The following is an 830-nucleotide window of genomic DNA, read 5'->3' on the forward strand; positions in this document are numbered from 1 at the left end:
GCTGATACCGTTTTCGAATTGATACATTAATGCAAAATCAGTATTAACGTCTTCTAAGGTATCGCTATAGCTCGTTGAGTCTGCAGCACCATAGATGCCAACACGATCGAAGCTTTGTTTGACGCGATCATATCGCACGTTCACTGAAGCGATCACATTGCCCGCTCTCATGATGTCTCCGAGATATAGGCCGATCTGCTCATTGGAGCTGTCACGATATTCCTTTGTCGTTGGAATCGTCGTTGCGCCAGAATACTGGGGATCTAATAGGTTGATCTTCGAGTCTGCCAAGAAAGCACCCGGCAATACGGCGTTTGGGTTCATTGTAATGGATTGGTAGAGCGCTTCGAGCACTGGATCTCGTGCGCGATCGTCAACGGTGTCTGCTTTGACGTAGTCCAAACCAATTTGTGCATTGTGCTCAAGTCCAAGCCAGTTACCATTGGCTTTCAACGCGAGATTATTTGCGAAGATCTCAAGTTCTTTTTCAGAGGCGTAGTGGAGTCTATATACATCGCCTGGAGCGGTTAGCGGCGGAAGAGTGGGCACTAGTGCTGGCAGGTAAGGCGGGGCAAAAGAGTAACCAATTGCTTGCGTATATTGGTAGGTTGACTCGGATTTCCAATATCGTGTGTTGGTCGCCAATGTGAGCATGTCATTCAAATTGTGTTCAAACATCGCAGAGACAGAATTAGACTCGGTTTCATATTTATCGAAATCAGGTTCGCCGACAAAAGTATTAGTATCGATATCTAGCTCAGTTAATGCCGGTAAAGTTGGGGCCGGAAAAGGTGGAGCTGGCGCGTAAAATCCTGGTGTTGCATCCAAAC

At 46.9% G+C, this 830-nt stretch carries 1 protein-coding gene; it reads right to left on the minus strand.

Going from position 1 to position 830, the window contains the following annotated elements:
• On the minus strand, positions 1 to 830 hold an 830-nt coding region (locus A3762_RS06085; protein ID WP_197469066.1), incomplete at both ends, for a TonB-dependent receptor domain-containing protein.

This window comes from Oleiphilus sp. HI0125 (genome assembly GCF_001635355.1).